The sequence below is a fragment of the Caballeronia sp. BCC1704 genome (assembly GCF_902833455.1).
Taxonomy (GTDB): Bacteria; Pseudomonadota; Gammaproteobacteria; order Burkholderiales; family Burkholderiaceae; genus Caballeronia.
Window position 1 is genome coordinate 1579685 of sequence record NZ_CADFFT010000001.1, and the last position, 16778, is coordinate 1596462.

At 66.0% G+C, this 16778-nt stretch carries 11 protein-coding genes; 5 read left to right on the top strand and 6 right to left on the bottom strand.

Going from position 1 to position 16778, the window contains the following annotated elements; translation table 11 throughout:
* Positions 1–34: 34 nt before the first annotated feature.
* Positions 35–1261, bottom strand: coding sequence for a succinyldiaminopimelate transaminase (dapC, locus tag HWX53_RS07390; RefSeq protein ID WP_175940123.1), 1227 nt, complete (start codon positions 1259–1261; stop codon positions 35–37).
* A gap of 203 nt (positions 1262–1464) precedes the next feature.
* Between dapC and HWX53_RS07395 the strand changes: the two genes are divergently transcribed.
* From HWX53_RS07395 to def, 5 genes are all read left to right on the top strand, one after another.
* Positions 1465–2421, top strand: a complete 957-nt coding sequence (locus HWX53_RS07395) for a DMT family transporter (RefSeq protein WP_175940124.1) — start codon at positions 1465–1467, stop codon at positions 2419–2421.
* Positions 2422–2544: 123 nt separating this feature from the next.
* Positions 2545–6060, top strand: coding sequence for a chromosome segregation protein SMC (smc, locus tag HWX53_RS07400; RefSeq protein WP_175940125.1), 3516 nt, complete (start codon positions 2545–2547; stop codon positions 6058–6060).
* Between the two features lie 125 nt (positions 6061–6185).
* Complete coding sequence (locus tag HWX53_RS07405; RefSeq protein WP_175940126.1) at positions 6186–7451, top strand: cell division protein ZipA C-terminal FtsZ-binding domain-containing protein; 1266 nt, start codon at positions 6186–6188, stop codon at positions 7449–7451.
* A 178-nt stretch (positions 7452–7629) separates the two neighbouring features.
* Positions 7630–9708 carry an NAD-dependent DNA ligase LigA gene (ligA, locus tag HWX53_RS07410; RefSeq protein ID WP_175940127.1) on the top strand — a complete coding sequence of 693 codons (2079 nt, stop codon included), beginning with the start codon at positions 7630–7632 and terminating at the stop codon, positions 9706–9708.
* On the top strand, positions 9705–10238 hold the full coding sequence (gene def, locus HWX53_RS07415; RefSeq protein WP_175940128.1) for a peptide deformylase: 534 nt from the start codon (positions 9705–9707) through the stop codon (positions 10236–10238). Before ligA ends, def begins: the two co-directional genes overlap by 4 nt.
* A 61-nt stretch (positions 10239–10299) precedes the next feature.
* Here the strand turns inward: def and HWX53_RS07420 are convergent, their stop codons facing one another.
* From HWX53_RS07420 to map, 5 genes are all read right to left on the bottom strand, one after another.
* Complete coding sequence (locus HWX53_RS07420) at positions 10300–10536, bottom strand: hypothetical protein (RefSeq protein ID WP_175940129.1); 237 nt, start codon at positions 10534–10536, stop codon at positions 10300–10302.
* Between the two features lie 216 nt (positions 10537–10752).
* Positions 10753–11484 (bottom strand): rRNA pseudouridine synthase, encoded by a 732-nt coding sequence (locus HWX53_RS28020; RefSeq protein ID WP_347879149.1) that lies wholly within the window; start codon positions 11482–11484, stop codon positions 10753–10755.
* The gene (locus HWX53_RS28025; RefSeq protein WP_347879150.1) at positions 11403–12902 is read right to left on the bottom strand and encodes a hypothetical protein; all 1500 of its coding nucleotides are present in this window, start codon (positions 12900–12902) and stop codon (positions 11403–11405) included. The genes HWX53_RS28020 and HWX53_RS28025 overlap by 82 nt, the downstream gene beginning before the upstream one ends.
* A gap of 250 nt (positions 12903–13152) precedes the next feature.
* On the bottom strand, positions 13153–15738 hold the full coding sequence (locus tag HWX53_RS07430; RefSeq protein WP_175940131.1) for a [protein-PII] uridylyltransferase: 2586 nt from the start codon (positions 15736–15738) through the stop codon (positions 13153–13155).
* A gap of 90 nt (positions 15739–15828) precedes the next feature.
* The gene (map, locus tag HWX53_RS07435; RefSeq protein WP_175940132.1) at positions 15829–16638 is read right to left on the bottom strand and encodes a type I methionyl aminopeptidase; all 810 of its coding nucleotides are present in this window, start codon (positions 16636–16638) and stop codon (positions 15829–15831) included.
* Positions 16639–16778: the final 140 nt, after the last annotated feature.

Below are 16778 nucleotides of genomic sequence, written 5' to 3' on the forward strand. Positions count from 1 at the left end.
TGGAGAGAGGAACCGGCAACGCGTTCAGGACCGTTCAGGTGTTCAGCGTGCGGCAGAATTCGACGATGCGGCGGGCGCCTTCGATACATTCCTCGGTCCCGGCAACGAGCGCGATACGCACGAACCCTTCGCCGGGATTCGTGCCATGCGCGGGACGAGCGAGATAGGAGCCCGGCAGAACCGTCACATTATAGTCGGCGTACAGGCGCGCGGCGAACTCGGTATCCGTGAGTCCGGTGCGCGAAACGTTCGCCCAGAGATAGAACGCGGCGTCGGGCAGACGCACGTCCAGCACCTCGGCGAGCATCGGCGTGACCGTGCGGAACTTGCTCGCGTAGAGCGCGCGGTTCTCGCGCACGTGCGCTTCGTCCTGCCACGCGGCAATGCTCGCGCGCTGGAACACGGTCGAGAGCGCCGCGCCGTGATACGTGCGATACAAGAGGAAGCTCTTGAGCACGGCAGCGTCGCCGGCGACGAAGCCCGAGCGCATGCCCGGCACGTTCGATCGCTTGGAGAGGCTGGACAGCATCACGAGGCGCTCGAAGCCGCGGCCCAGCAGACGCGCGGCTTCCAGACCGCCGAGCGGCGGCTGCCCTTCGTCGAAGTAGATCTCGGAATAGCATTCGTCGGAGGCGATCACGAAGCCGTGCTTGTCCGAGAGCGCGAAGAGTTCGCGCCAGTTGTCGAGCGTGAGCACCGCGCCCGTCGGGTTGCCGGGCGAGCAGACGTAGAGCAGTTGCGTGCGCGCCCAGATGTCGTCTGGCACGGCCGAGTAATCGCACGCGAAGTTGCGCGCGGGATCGCTATTGACGAAGTACGGTTCCGCGCCCGCGAGCAGCGCCGCGCCTTCGTAGATTTGGTAGAACGGGTTCGGGCAGAGTACGATCGGCGGTTTCGCGCCCGCGAGCTCCTGGGTGCTGCGGCTGTCGATCACCGTCTGCGCGAGCGCGAACAAGGCTTCGCGCGAGCCGGAAACGGGCAGCACTTCAGTGGCCGCGTCGATCGAAGCGAGTCCGTAGCGCGCCTTCACCCATTTGGCGATGGCTTCGCGCAGCGGCTCGCTGCCAAGCGTCGCCGGGTAGGCGGCGAGGCCGCCGAGCGCGTCGATCACGGCGTCGCGGATCAGCGCGGGCGTCGCATGCTTCGGCTCGCCGATGCCGAAGCTGATCGGCGTGAATCCGGCGCGCGGCTCGATGCCCTTGAACAGCGCGCGCAGCTTTTCGAAGGGATACGGCTGGAGTTTCTGGAGAAGTGGATTCACGGCGGGTCAATTGAGCGATGAACGTCGGGCGGCGGCAATGCGCCATGTGGCCGCAGCGGTCTATGTAGCGGCATGAGAAAGACATCAGAGAACGGGCGATTATACCGCGCGCGTTTGCGCTTCACGGCGCGCGGCGGCAAGGACGACAGACGCATGACACGTAGCAAAACCGTATCGAAACCTACGCGCAGAGGAGCGCCGCAATGACGCGCCGCCTGCACGACGCGCTGCCCACGCTCGCCATCATGATCGGCGCTTCCGTGTGGGGCTTCGTCTGGTATCCGATGCGCCTGCTCGCATCGATGGGACTCACCGGCACCGCCGCCAGCGCGACGACGAGCGGCGCCGCATGTCTCTTCGTGCTGCTGCTCAAGCGCCGCGCGATCCGCACGGTGTCGTGGCACTGGCTGCTCGCGTGCCTCGGCGTGGCGGCGGGCGTGACGAGCGTGGGCTTCGTCTGGGGCGCGATCCACGGACAGGTCATGCGCGTGCTGCTGCTGTTCTATCTGACGCCCGCGTGGACCGCCGTTTTCGCGCATTTCATCTTGCGCGACCGCTTAACGCGCGCCGATGCGGCGCTGTCGCTCTTGTCGCTCGCGGGCGCGGTCACGATGCTCTGGTCGCCCGAACTCGGCGTGCCGCTGCCCGCGAATCTTGCCGAATGGGCCGGGCTCATGGGCGGCATGGGCTTCGCGATGAGCAACGTGCTCGTCGTGAAGATTACGCGTGTCATGCCGGACATGAAGCCGGAGATGCGCACGGCCGTGATCTTCGGCGGCGCGGCGATCGTGGCGTCGGTCGCCACGTTGTTCGAGCCGATGCCCGCGCCGCCCGCCGCATCGCAGATGGGCACGGTCGCGTTCATCGTGATCGCGCTCGGCGTGGTGCTCGCGGTCAACAACGTGATCGTGCAGATCGGGCTCGCGCGGGTGCCGGCCAATCGCGCGTCCATCATCATGCTGTTCGAACTCGTGGTGACGGCGCTGTCGTCGTGGCTCATCGCGGGCGAAGTGCCGGGGCCGCGCGAATGGGCGGGCGGCGCGTGCATCGTGGCTGCGTGCGTGCTCTCGGCATGGGCGCACAGGCAGGGCCGCGAGCCATCGCAACGGCCGCCCGGCGAGGCCGAACCCGAAAAGAAATCGACACGCGCGATGGTATGATGGTGTCCGCTCGCGCCGCGGCAGGCGGCGTCCGGCGCGCATGAGATCTTCATCCGCGACCGGCCGCGCTGCGGCTTGTCTGCCGTTCATCCTCCGTCATTCACTTCAAACAGCGATATCGCCGTGCGTCTGACTTCGATCAAACTCGCTGGTTTCAAGTCCTTCGTCGATCCCACGCATTTCCAGGTCCCCGGCCAACTGGTCGGCGTCGTCGGGCCGAATGGCTGCGGCAAGTCCAACATCATCGACGCGGTGCGCTGGGTGCTGGGCGAATCGCGCGCATCCGAATTGCGCGGCGAGTCGATGCAGGACGTCATCTTCAACGGATCCACCGCGCGCAAGCCGGGCAGCCGCGCGAGCGTAGAACTGATCTTCGATAACGCCGACGGCCGCGCCGCCGGTCAGTGGAGCGCCTACGGCGAGATTGCGGTGAAGCGCGTGCTCACGCGCGACGGCACCTCCAGTTACTACATCAACAATCTGCCCGCGCGCCGCCGCGACATTCAGGACATCTTTCTCGGCACGGGCCTCGGCCCGCGCGCTTACGCGATCATCGGGCAGGGCATGATCGCGCGGATCATCGAGGCGAAGCCCGAAGATTTGCGCGTGTTCCTCGAAGAAGCCGCGGGCGTGTCGAAGTACAAGGAGCGTCGGCGGGAGACGGAGAATCGTCTGCACGATACGCGCGAAAATCTGACGCGCGTGGAAGACATCGTGCGCGAGCTGACGGCCAATCTGGAGAAGCTGGAAGCGCAGGCCATCGTCGCGACGAAATACAAGGCCTTGCAGACCGAAGGCGAAGAGAAGCAGCGCCTGCTGTGGCTCTTGCGCAAGAACGAAGCGGGCAACGAAGCCGAGCGCCAGCAGCGCGCCATTCGCGACGCGCAGATCGAGCTCGAAGCGCAAACGGCGCGTCTGCGCGAAGTGGAAGCGCAACTGGAAACGCTGCGCGTCGCGCACTACAGCGCCAGCGACGCAATGCAGGGCGCGCAGGGCGCGCTTTACGAAGCCAATGCTGAAGTGAGCCGGCTCGAAGCGGAGATCCGCTTTATCGTCGAGTCGCGCAACCGCGTGCAGGCGCAGATCGCCGCGCTCGCCGCGCAGCGCGAGCAATGGCAGATGCAGGCGCAAAAGGCGCGCGACGAAATCGAAACGGCGTCCGAAGCATTGGCCGAAGGCGAAGAGAAGGCTGCGATCGCGCAAGAGAACGCCGCCGCGAAGCACGACGCGCTGCCCGCGCTCGAAGCCCGCTGGCGCGACGCGCAGGCTCAGCTGAACGAGGAACGCGCCGGCATCGCGCGGGCGGAACAGGCGTTGAAGCTCGAAGCCGCGCATCAGCGCAACGCGGATCAACAGCTTCAGCAATTGCAGCAGCGCCAGGAACGCCTGAAGAACGAAGCGGGCGGCCTCGACGCTCCCGACGAAGCGCAACTCGAAGAACTGCGCATGCAGCTTGCCGAGAACGAAGAGATTCTGGCCGAAGCGCAGGCGCGTCTTGCCGATGCGCAGGAAACCGTGCCGCGTCTCGACGCCGAGCGACGCGCCGCGCAAGAGCGCGTGCAGGCGGAAAGCGCGCAGATTCATCAGCTCGAAGCACGCCTTGCCGCGCTGAAAGCGTTGCAGGAAAGCGTGCAGACCGAAGGCAAGGTCCAGCCGTGGCTCGACAAGCACGAACTCGGCGGACTGCCGCGTCTGTGGAAGAAGCTGCACGTCGAAGCAGGTTGGGAGCCGGCGCTCGAAGCCGTGCTGCGCGAGCGTCTCGCCGCGCTCGAAGTCTCGAATCTCGACTGGACCAAGGCGTTCGCGAGCGACGCGCCGCCCGCGAAGCTCGCGTTCTTCGCGCCGCCCGTCGCGGGCAAGCCGCTGGACGCGCCGCAGGGCTTGCGGCCGTTGACTTCGCTTCTTCGCATCGACGACCCCGGCATTCGCGCCGTGCTCAACGAATGGCTCGGCAACACGTTCATCGCCGACGACATCGCGCAGGCGCTCGCCATGCGCAATCAGTTGCCTGAAGGCGGCGCGTTCGTCGTGAAGGTGGGGCATATCGTCACGCGCGTCGGCGTGCAACTGTATGCGTCGGATTCCGAGCAGTCGGGCATGCTGGCGCGCGCGCAGGAAATCGAGAATCTCGCGCGGCAAGTGCGCGCGCAGGCGCTGCTCGCGGACGAAGCGAAAGCCAACGCCGTGCGCGCCGACGCGGCTCACACGCAGGCATCGCAAGTTCTCGCCGATGCGCGTGCCGCCGCCGAGCGCGCCACGCAGCGCGTCCACGCGTTGCAGATGGACGTGCTCAAACTCACGCAGGCGCACGAGCGCTACACGCAGCGCAGCACGCAGATCGGCGAGGAACTCGAAGAAATTGCCGCGCAGATCGAAGAACAGCGCGCGCTGCGGGCCGAATCGGAAGCTGCGTTCGAGCAGCATGACGCCGAGATCGCGCAATTGCAGGCGCGCTTCGAAGACAATCAGCTTGCGTTCGAATCGCTCGACGAGGCGCTCACCAACGCGCGTCACGAACTGCGCGAACTGGAACGCGTGGCCAGCGACGCGAACTTCGCGGCGCGCGGCCTCGCGGCGAAGATCGAGGAATACAAGCGCAGCATCGACACGGCGCACGAGCAGAGCGAACGCGTCGAAGGCGCGCTGGAAGACGCGCGGGCCGAACTCGAAACCATCAACGCGCAGACCGCACAGACCGGCTTGCAGGACGCCCTCGAAGTGCGCGCGGCACGCGAAGAGGCGCTGCACGCGGCGCGCATCGAACTGGACGATCTCACCGCGCGGCTGCGTCAGGCCGACGAGCAGCGTCTGCAGACGGAGCGGTCGCTTCAGCCGCTGCGGGACAAGATCAACGAATTGCAGTTGAAGGAGCAGGCGGCGCGCATCAACGGCGAGCAGTTCGCCGAGCAGTTGCAGGCGGCGGGCGTCGACGAAGCCGAATTGCAGGCGAAGCTCACGCCCGACATGAAGCCGTCGTATCTGCAAGGCGAAGTCACGCGCCTGAACAACGCGGTGATCGCGCTCGGGCCGGTCAACATGGCCGCGCTCGAAGAACTGGCGGCCGCGACCGAGCGCAAGCAGTTCCTCGACGCGCAATCGGCCGATCTGAACGACGCCATCGGCACGCTCGAAGACGCGATCCAGAAGATCGACCAGGAAACGCGCGCTTTGCTGCAAGGCACGTTCGACGAAGTGAACCGCCACTTCGGCGATCTGTTCCCGCGTCTTTTCGGCGGCGGGCAGGCGAAGCTCATCATGACCGGCGACGAAATTCTCGACGCGGGCGTGCAGGTTATGGCGCAGCCGCCCGGCAAGAAGAACTCGACGATTCACCTGCTCTCGGGCGGCGAAAAGGCGCTCACCGCGACGGCGCTCGTCTTCGCGATGTTCCAGCTGAATCCCGCGCCGTTCTGTCTGCTGGACGAAGTGGACGCGCCGCTCGACGACGCGAACACGGAACGCTTCGCCAACCTCGTGCGGGCCATGTCGAGCAAGACCCAATTCCTCTTCATCTCGCACAACAAGATCGCGATGGAGATGGCGCAGCAACTGATCGGCGTCACGATGCAGGAGCAGGGCGTGTCGCGCATCGTCGCGGTGGATATGGAATCCGCCGCGGGATTCGCGCAGAACGGCTGACCCGATTTTTATGAATGAAGGCCGGACGCGGAGCCGGCCAGGCGCGCAGGCGCGGAGTGGCGTGCATCGGATGCGCGCGACAGATCGCGCGGCGCTTCGTAACTCAAAAGAATGATGGAGCGTGCATGGACGAGTTGACACTCGGATTGATCGGAGCGGGAGCTGTCGTGGTCGGCGGCGTGGTGGTGTACAACGCGTGGCAGAGCGCGAAAGTGCGGCGCAAGATGCCGCGCCCGATGCCCGACGAAGCCGCCGATGCGCTCGCGCGCCAGGAAACCGACGACGAGCAGCCGTTCATCGAGCCGGTGCGCCCGGCGCGGCGCGAGCCTGTCGGGGGCGGCGGCGCGGGCGATGCGCAGGAAGACGCGCGCGTCGAACCCAGCTTCGGCGGCGTCCCTGTGTCGACCGAGGCTGCGGCGATCACGCCAGCCGTCGCGCCGGCGGATACGCCCATCGATCTGCAGGCGGAAGCGACCTCCGCGAACGGCGTCGCCGATGAACCCGCGGTCGTCGAAGAAGACGAGCGCAGCGAGCCGGTCATGCCCGCCGCCACGACCATCTCTTCGACGCCGCCCGCGGTCGTCGACCGGCGCATCGACTGCGTCGTGCCGATCCGGCTCGCCGCGCCCGTGGCCGGCGACCGCGTGATTCCGCTCGCGCAGCGGCTGCGTCGCGCGGGCACGAAGCCCGTGACCATCGAAGGCAAGGCCGAAGGCGAGAGCACGTGGGAGCTGTTGCGCCACGGGGTGCGCTACGAAGAATTGCGCGCGGCCGCGCAACTCGCCAACCGCGGCGGTCCGCTGAACGAACTCGAGTTCTCGGAGTTCGTCACGGGCGTGCAGCGTCTCGCGGACGCCATCGACGGCGCGCCCGAATTCCCCGACATGATGGAAACCGTCGGCATGGCGCGCGAGCTCGACGCGTTCGCCGCCCAGTGCGACGCGCAGCTGTCCATCAACATTCTTTCCGACGGCGCGCCGTGGTCCGCCAACTACGTTCAGGCGGTGGCCTCGCAAGACGGCTTGCTGCTCTCGCGCGACGGCACGCGCTTCGTCAAGCTGGACGCGAAGCAGAACCCGGTGTTCATGCTCCAGTTCGGCGACACCAATTTTTTGCGCGACGACCTCACGTACAAGGGCGGCCAGATGATTACGCTGGTGCTGGACGTGCCCGTCGCCGACGAAGACATCTTGCCGTTCCGCCTGATGTGCGATTACGCGAAGTCGCTGTCCGAGCGCATCGGCGCGCGCGTGGTCGACGATCAGCGACGGCCGTTGCCGGAATCGGCGCTGCTCGCCATCGAGAAACAACTGATGACGCTGTACGCGAAGCTGGAGCAGGCGGGCATGCCTGCCGGGTCGCCCGCCACGCGCAGGTTGTTCAGCCAGTAAGCGCTCGTCGTAGCTGCATGTCGTGTCGCTATTGCGCCCCGTTCTGGGGCGCTTTCCGTTGGTACGCGCCGCCACATGCGCGCATGGCCTAGACCGTTCGGCCGATGCCGCGACGACCGTTCTTCTGAGACAATCGAACGGTCGGTTCAACTGACTCATCTCATTCCTCGAAAGCCGCATGTCCGCAAAAACGAAAGCCGAATCCGCCGCCACCGCCAAGTCGCTCGCGCCCGTGCCCAGCGCCGACCGGCCGGAGGAGCGCGCCGCGTGGCTGCGCGCGGAACTGGAGCGCGCGAACTACGCGTACTACGTGCTCGACCAGCCGGATTTGCCCGACGCCGAATACGACACGCTCTTCAAGGAATTGCAGGGCATCGAGGCGGCGCATCCGGAACTCGTCACGCCGGATTCGCCGACGCAGCGCGTGGGCGGTCAGGTCGCCGAAGGCTTCGCGCCGGTCGTCCACGACGTGCCGATGCTGTCGCTCAACAACGGCTTCGCGGACGAAGACATCGCCGCGTTCGACAAACGCGTGTCCGACGCGCTCGGCCATGCGCCGGTGCAGTACGCGTGCGAGCTGAAATTCGACGGACTAGCCATCTCCCTGCGGTACGACGACGGCCGCTTCGTGCAGGCCTCGACGCGCGGCGACGGCGCGACCGGCGAAGACGTGACGGCCAACGTGCGGACCATTCGCTCGATCCCGCTGACGCTGAAAGGCGCGAACGTGCCGAAGCGTCTCGACGTGCGCGGTGAAGTGCTGATGTTCAAGCGCGACTTCGACCGCCTGAACGCCCGCCAGCGCGAGGCCGGACAGCGCGAGTTTGCGAATCCGCGCAACGCGGCGGCGGGAAGCCTGCGCCAGCTCGACCCGAAAATGACGGCGCAGCGGCCGTTGTCGTTCTTCGCGTACGGCATCGGCGTGCTCGAAGGCGCCGAGATGCCCGACACGCACGCGGCGCTGCTCGACTGGTACCGTGAGATGGGGCTGCCGGTCAACGCCGAGCGCGGCGTGGTCGAGGGCGCGGAAGGCTTGCTCGGTTTTTTCCGCAAGACCGGCGAGAAGCGCGACAAGCTGCCGTACGACATCGACGGCGTCGTCTACAAGGTCAACCGGCGCGACGAGCAGGACAAGCTCGGCTTCGTCTCGCGCGCGCCGCGCTTCGCGCTCGCGCACAAGTTCCCGGCGCAGGAGGCGCTGACGCAACTCGTGGCCATCGACGTGCAAGTCGGCAGAACGGGCGCGATCACACCGGTGGCGCGGCTCGCGCCGGTGTTCGTCGGCGGCGCGACGGTGACCAACGCGACGCTGCATAACGAAGACGAAGTGCGCCGCAAGGACATCCGCATCGGCGATACAGTGACCGTGCGCCGCGCGGGCGACGTGATTCCGGAAGTCGTCGGCGCGATCCTGGAACGTCGTCCTGCCGACGCTCGCGAGTTCGTCATGCCGACGGAATGCCCGGTGTGCGGCTCGAAAATCGAGCGCCTTCCGGACGAAGCCGTGGCACGCTGCACAGGCGGGCTCTTCTGTCCGGCGCAGCGCAAACAGGCGCTGTGGCATTTCGCGCAACGCCGCGCGCTCGACATCGACGGTCTCGGCGAGAAGATCATCGATCAGTTGGTGGAGCAGAATCTCGTGCGCACGCCTGCGGATCTGTTCAATCTCGGCTTTTCGACGCTCGCGGCGCTCGACCGCTTCGCCGACAAGTCAGCGCAGAATCTGCTGGATTCGCTCGAGAAGGCGCGGCACACGACGCTGCCACGCTTCATCTATGCGCTCGGCATCCGGCATGTCGGCGAATCGACGGCGAAGGATCTCGCGAAGCACTTCGGCTCGCTGGATCCGATCATGGCGGCATCGGTCGAACAGTTGTTGGAAGTCAATGATGTCGGCCCGGTCGTCGCTGAAGCGATTCACAACTTTTTCAGCGAAGCGCATAACCAGCACGTGATCGAGCAGTTGCGCGCCAAGGTGTCGTGGCCGGAAGGGCCGCCCGCGCCGAAAGCGCCGCAGGGGGCGCTGGCCGGCAAGACGGTCGTGCTGACGGGGACGCTGCCCACGCTCTCGCGCGATGAAGCGAAGGAAATGCTGGAGGCGGCCGGCGCGAAAGTGGCCGGTTCCGTCTCGAAAAAGACCGACTACGTGGTGGCGGGCGCCGAAGCGGGCAGCAAACTCGCGAAGGCGGAGGAACTCGGGGTTCCCGTCGTCGACGAAGACGGCATGAAGAAGCTATTGGAAGGAGTCACTCCATGATCCGGGAAATTCTCAAGATGGGCGATCCGCGTCTTTTGCGAATCGCGCAGCCTGTCGAACACTTCGACACGCCGGAACTGCACACGCTCGTGCAGGACATGTTCGACACGATGCGCGACGCGAACGGCGCGGGACTCGCCGCGCCGCAGATCGGCGTCGATCTGCAGGTGGTCATCTTCGGCTTCGGCCACAACGAGCGTTATCCGGACGCTCCGCCCGTGCCGGAGACGGTGCTCATCAATCCGATCATCACGCCCAACGGGCACGACATGGAGGAGGGCTGGGAAGGGTGTCTTTCGGTGCCGGGCCTGCGCGGCGCGGTGCAGCGGTTCTCGATGATCCGCTACCAGGGCTTCGATCAGTACGGCAACGCGATCGAAAGGCTCGCGGAGGGATTCCATGCGCGCGTCGTGCAGCACGAGTGCGATCATCTGATCGGCAAGCTGTACCCGATGCGCATCACCGACTTTTCGAAGTTCGGCTTCACCGAAGTGCTCTTTCCGGGCCTCGACCCGGCGCGCGACGACTGAGCCGGTTGATTCTCGCGCCGCCCAAGAAAAAACCCGCTTGCTGCAAGCGGGTTTTTTTCGTTCAGGCCAACGTTTCGGAATCGCGCGTGGTGTCGGGTTGGCGAAACAGCGCGACGTGCTTGGGATTGGCCGAGCCTTGCAGACGGCCGTCGGGCAGGCGCGCGAACACCATCTCTCCGATGCCGGGGCTCGTCACGACGACTTCATCGCGCAGGGCGAGCAGGGCTTCGAGCCGTCGTCGGCCGCTCACGATTTCAAGACCGGTTTCTGTCGCACGAACGATGATCTCAACTGACATGGCCATTTCTCCTTGAAGCGTTGATGCTGATTGCCGTTATTCCGATGCCCGTCCTCGACGCGTTGGGGCTGTCAAAAGTTCTCGGACATTCCGTACCTAACGGACATTTGACCGATTTTCTTTAGCCTAAATGTGAACAAAATAAAACGGCGCGATCGATAAGCGATCGCGCCGTTTTCGGGCTTCGGATGTCGCGTTTTCGCGACGTGTGACGAATCAGAAGGTCTCGTTGGGTGCGAGATAACGCCACTGGCCGGGCGGCAGCGCCCCGAGCGTCACGCGTCCCATGCGGATACGCTTCAGGCCGACGACTTCCAGCCCGACGAGTTCGCACATGCGGCGAATCTGACGTTTCTTGCCTTCGCGCAGCACGAAGCGAAGCTGCTCGCCGTTTTGCCAGCTGACCTGCGCGGTCTTGAGCGGCACGCCGTCGAGTTCCAGACCGTGACGCAGCAGCGCGAGTTTTTCGGCGGGCAGGTGTTGGTCGACGTCGACGGTATGCTCGCCGTAACGCACGCGCACGAGGTACTCCTTGTCGACTTCGGAGTGCCCGCCGATCAGTTGCTTCGCGATGCGGCCGTCCTGCGTCAGCACGAGCAGGCCGGTCGAGTCGATATCCAGACGGCCCGCCGGCGCGAGCGTGCGCAGATGTCCCGGCGAAAAACGGATTCCCGAGCGGTCTTCGTCCCAGTGATTCGACGGGTTGATGAGCGTCACGGCGGGCTCGTAGCCGTCTTCCGCCTGGCCCGACACGTAGCCGACGGGCTTGTGCAGCAGGATCGTCACCAGTTGCGACTGCGCGGAGCGCGCGGCGGGCAGGATCTCGATGTTCTGATCCGGGCGAATGCGCGAGCCGAGCGTGTCGATCACTTCGCCATCGACGAGCACCCAGCCCTTTTCGATCCACTCGTCGGCCTCGCGGCGGGAACACAGGCCGAGTTCGGACATGACTTTCGACAGGCGAACGAGGTTGTCGCCGTGGGCGTGGGGTTTCTTGGGGGCGTCGGTTGGTGCTGATGCTCCATCGTTGGCTGTGAAGTCCGCTCGCGGAGCGTCGCCGCGCGCTTTCGATGGGCGACGGTCGTCTGTGTGGGGATCGCGCGCTTCAGACGGTTTGCGCGGGCCGCGGTCGTCGAATGACGGGCGGGAGTCGTCGCTGTGAGGCTTAGAAGCACGGCGCTCGTCGCCTCGGCGTGCCTCGCTTCCCTCGGTCGGCCTGCGCGGACCGCGATCGGCGAATGCCGGGCGCGAATCATCGCCGCGTGGTTTGAACGGGCGGCGCTCGTCGCTGCTGGAATGTCGTTCGCCGTGTCCTTCCGCTGTGCGACGCGGGCCGCGATCGCCGAAAGTCGGGCGGGAATCATCGCCGCGTGGTTTGAAGGGACGGCGTTCGTCGCTGTGGGAATCGCGGTCGGCGCGTCCTTCAGTTGTTCGACGCGGGCCACGATCGCCAAACGCAGCGCGGGAATCATCGCCACGCGGTTTGAAGGCACGCCGTTCGTCGCTGCGGGAATCGCGGTCGGCGCGCGCTTCGGCCGCTCGACGCGGGCCGCGATCGCCGAAAGCCGAGTGCGAATCATCGCCGTGTGGTTTGAACGGGCGGCGGTCGTCGCTGCGCGAATCGCGGTCGCCGCGCGCTTGAGCGGCCCGACGCGGACCACGATCACCGAAAGCTGGGCGCGAATCATCGCCGCGCGGTTTAAACGAACGGCGCTCGTCGCTGCGGGAATGTCGTTCGCCGTGTCCTTCCGCTGTGCGACGCGGGCCGCGATCGCCAAAAGCAGCACGCGAATCATCGCCGCGCGGTTTGAAAGCACGCCGCTCGTCGGAACGCGAATCGCGCTCACTGCGTCCTTCGGCCGCTCGACGCGGACCACGATCACCGAACGCAGCTCGGGAATCATCGCCGCGCGGCTTAAAAGCACGCCGCTCGTCGGAATGCGAATCGCGGTCGCCGCGTCCTTCAGTCGCCCGACGCGGACCGCGATCGCCAAACACAGCACGCGAGTCATCGCCGCGTGGTTTGAACGGACGGCGTTCGTCGCTGCGGGAATCGCTGTTTCCGCGCGCTTCCGCCGGCCGACGCGGGCCACGATCACCGAATGCCGGGCGCGAATCATCGCCGCCCGGCTTGAACGGACGGCGCTCGTCGCTGCGGAAATGTCGGTCGCCGTGTCCTTCCGCTGTGCGACGCGGACCAGGATCACCGAAGGCAGCCCGCGAACCATCGCCGCGCGGTTTAAACGGACGCCGCTCGTCGGAACGCGAATCGCGATCGCCGCGTCCTTCAGCCGCCCGACGCGGACCACGATCGCCGAACGCAGCCCGCGAATCATCGCCACGCGGTTTGAAAGGGCGCCGCTCATCCCCACGCGTATCGCGATCGCGATCCCCAGCCGCATCACGCGACTTGAAAGGCCTCCGCTCGCCCGACGCATCCGCGCGCCCGGTCGATCCCGCCCGCGCCTCCGCCGGCTTTCCGCGCTTGACCAGCGCCTTCTCGGGCGCGGCATCGCGCGCAGGCTTGCGCCCAGTGATCGATCCGGAACGGATCGGCGATCGCGTCGCCGACGTGGGACGCGGATGTTTGGCTGTCAGTTTGACGCGCATAAAGTCTCAGGCTGCGATCGCGCGCAGCAGTTCGGTTTCGACCTGGATTTGCGTGCGGTTCGACGACAGGCCTCGGCCATCGAGCAGGAACACGTCTTCGACGCGTTCGCCGAGCGTGTTGATGCGCGCCGCCTGCACGCCGATCCGGTGTTGCGCGAGCACGCGCGCGATCGAATAAAGAAGGCCCTGCCGGTCGTTCGCCGACACGGACAGGATGTAGTACTGGCCACGCTCGTCGGGGCGCAAATCCACGCGCGGCGTGACCGGGAAAGTGCGCACGAGCCGCGAGACGCGGCCTTTCGACGGCTCCGGCAGAATGCTTTCGTCCGTCAAGCGCGCGCTCAGTTGCTGCTCGACGAGATTCGCGATATCGCGATAACTGCCGTCGTGATCCGGGTGCGCGACGAGGAAGTTGTCGAGCGCGTAGCCGTGGCGCGTCGTCGTGATGCGCGCATCGAGCACCGAGAGGCCGTTCTTGTCGAAGTACGCGCAGATGCCGGCGAAAAGATCCGGCCGGTCGCGCAGATAGACGAGCACCTGCAGCGCCGCGCCGATCGGCGAGGGCCGCGCGCGCACGATCGGCGCGTCGCTTTCCACGTGCCGGTACAGCACGCGCGTCTGCCAGGCGATGTCCGCCGGATCGTGACGCAGGAAATAGCCGACATCGAGCTGATCCCACAGCCGCTTTTCCGCGTGCTCGGGCACCGTTTCGAGGCGCAAAAGCGCAAGCGCGGCTTCTTTGCGCGACTTGAGTTCGGAATGCGTGTCGGGCCGCGCGCCGCCGAGCACGGCGAGCGTCGCGCGGTACAGGTCTTCGAGGAGCTTGCCTTTCCAGTTGTTCCAGACCTTCGGGCTCGTGCCGCGAATGTCCGCCACGGTCAGCAGATAGAGCGCGGTCAGACGCCGCTCGGTTTGCACGACCGACGCGAATTGCTTGATGACTTCCGGATCGCTCGTGTCCTGTTTCTGCGCGACATGGCTCATCGTCAGATGCTGCTGCACCAGCCACACGACGAGTTCCGTGTCGTCCGCGCTCATCTCGTGCTCGCGGCAAAAGCGGCGGGCGTCCGCCATGCCGAGCGTCGAATGATCGCCGCCGCGGCCCTTCGCGATATCGTGAAACAGCGCCGCGACGTAAAGCACCCACGGCCGCTCGAAGTTGCCCATCAGCTGACTGCAGAACGGGTATTCGTGCGCGTGCTCCGCAATGGCGAAGCGGCGCAGATTGCGCAGCACCATCAGGATGTGCTGATCGACCGTGTAGACGTGATAGAGGTCGTGCTGCATCTGCCCGACGATGCGCCGGAAGTTCAGCAGGTAGCGCCCGAGCACGCTCGTCTGGTTCATGAGTCGCAGCGCATGCGTGATGCCTTCGGGCTGCTTCAGAATCTCCATGAAAAGACGCCGGTTCTCCGGGTCGCGCCGCCAGTTGCGGTCCATCAGTTCGCGGGCGTTATAGATCGCCCGCAGCGTGCGCGCAGACAGGCCCTTCACGCCGCGCGTCTGCTCGTAAAGCAGGAAGGCTTCGAGAATGGCGTGCGGTTCGCGTTCGAACACATCGTCGCTGGCGATCTCGAGCATGCCTTGCTTCTCGACGAAACGCTCGGACAGCACGCGCGTGACGCCCGACGTCGACGGGAAAAGCTGCGCTTCGACGTTCTGGATCAGGATGGTGGCGAGTTGCGTGACCGCTTTGGCCGCCCAGTAATAGCGGCGCATCAGCTGTTCGCTCGCGCGCTTGGCGGCGGTCGCCTTGAAGCCGAAGCTCTCGGCGAGCGGCGTCTGCAAGTCGAACACGAGAATGTCTTGCCGGCGCTTGGCGATCACATGCAGGCGGGCGCGCAGCGTCTTCAGAAAGGCTTCGTTGCGGCGCAGTTCGCGCGCCTCGCGCTCGGTGATGAGCTCGCGCGCATCCAGTTCGCGCCAGCTCGACCCGAACCCCGCCGCCCGCGTGATCCAGAGAATCAGTTGCAGGTCGCGCAACCCGCCCGGGCTTTCCTTGATATTCGGCTCCAGGCTGTACGGCGTGTCCTGAAATTTGGCGTGACGCTGCCGCATCTCCAGCACCTTCGCCTGGAAGAAGGCGCGCGGATCGAGCGTTTCGCGATAGCGCTCCGTGAAGCGACTGAAGAGCGCCGCGTCGCCGCAAAGGCGCCGCGCTTCCAGGAGCGACGTAAGCACGGTCACATCGTTGGCGGCTTCCGCGATGCATTGCTCGACGGAGCGCACGCTGCTGCCGATATCCAGCCCGAGATCCCACGCCATGCCGATAAACCGCTCGACGCGTTCGTTGAGCTCGGCCTCCTCAGCCTGCGGCACAGCGTCCGGCAGCAACACGAGAATGTCGACGTCGGAGTAGGGCGCGAGCTCGCCGCGCCCGTAACCGCCGACCGCGACGAGCGTGGCGTTTGCGGGCATGTCGGACGCAGACCAGGCGCCTTTGAGCGCGTCGTCGGTGGCGCGGCCGAGCGCCTGCATCAACGAGTCGACATTCGATGCCGTCTTGAAGCGTTCGATGAGTGCCGCCTTCGCCGCCTTGTAGGCGGCGCGCAGCGTTTCGCAAGGCGAGGCGACGACGGCAGTGACGCTCATGGGACGGATCAGCGAGAGGTGAATGGAACGGCGGACGAGGGAACCGGAAGGCGGCTCTCGCGCGGCGCACGCAGCGCGTTGGCGCGGCGCTTAGGCCGTCGCCGCGATCAGTTGCGACGGCGCCTGCGTGCCGGCGGACACCGTCAGCACTTCATAGCCCGTCGGCGTGACGAGCACCGTGTGCTCCCATTGCGCCGAGAGACTGCGGTCGCGCGTCTTGACGGTCCACTGGTCGGGCATCGTGCGGATGTCGCGCCGGCCGGCGTTGATCATCGGCTCGACGGTGAAGATCATGCCCGGCTGCAATTCGATGCCCGTGCCCGGCCGCCCGTAATGCAGCACTTGCGGCTCCTCGTGGAACACCGTGCCGATGCCGTGGCCGCAGTATTCGCGCACGACGCTGTAGCCCTGCGCTTCGGCGTGCTTCTGAATGGCATGACCGATGTCGCCCAGATGCGCGCCGGGGCGCACCTGATCGATGCCGAGCCACATGCAGTCGAAGGTCGTCTGCACGAGGCGTTTCGCGAGAATCGAACCCTCGCCGACGATGAACATGCGGCTCGTGTCGCCGAAATAGCCGTCCTTGATCACCGTGATGTCGATGTTCAGCGCGTCGCCGTTCTTCAGCACCTTCTCGCCGGGAATGCCGTGGCAGATCACGTCGTTGACGGAGATGCAGGTGGCCTTCGGATACGGCGGATAGCCGGGCGGCTGATAGTTGAGCGGCGCGGGAACCGTGCCCTGTTCCTTCACCATGTATTCGTGGCAGAGGCGGTCGAGTTCTTCGGTGGTCACGCCGGGCACAATATGCGGCGTGATGAAATCGAGCACTTCGCTGGCGAGCCGGCAGGCGACGCGCATGTGCGCGATATCGTGTTCGTTTTTCAGCGTAATGGACATGACGGGCTCTAAAAGCGCGGTTTGGCGGGGCGGCGGGCGTGAGCCGCGAAGCCGGCATTATCGCACCTTAGGAAAGGCGCCGCAGGGCGATTCTGCGGCGCGCGGGGCGCCGGCGCCGGTTCGCGCGCCGGTTTAGCGGG